Origin of the sequence: Pseudomonas yangonensis, assembly GCF_009932725.1 — a bacterium.
Taxonomy (GTDB): Bacteria; Pseudomonadota; Gammaproteobacteria; order Pseudomonadales; family Pseudomonadaceae; genus Aquipseudomonas; species Aquipseudomonas yangonensis.
Map to the genome: position 1 here is coordinate 1 of NZ_BLJU01000256.1, position 270 is coordinate 270.

Genomic DNA, 270 nt, shown 5'->3' on the forward strand with positions numbered 1-270 from the left:
CATGGACGAAGTGCTGCTCGCCGCGCTGGCCGAAGGGTTGCGTCGTTGGAGTGGCCTCGATGACAGCCTGATTGCCCTGGAAGGGCATGGACGCGAATGGCTCGACGAACAGGCCGAGCAGGACATAGCGCGTACGCTGGGCTGGTTCACCAGTCTCTACCCGCTGCGTCTGCAGCCGCAGGCAACCCTGCCACCGACGCTGGCCGATGTTCGTCAGCGCCTGCGCCGCGTGCCCAACCAGGGCCTGGGTTATGGCCTGCTGCGCCACCT

General features: G+C 66.7%; 1 protein-coding gene. It reads left to right on the forward strand.

What is annotated here, in order from left to right; genetic code table 11:
• The coding region (locus GYB81_RS24245; RefSeq protein ID WP_161898034.1) for a condensation domain-containing protein at positions 1–270 on the forward strand (270 nt) is incomplete at both ends.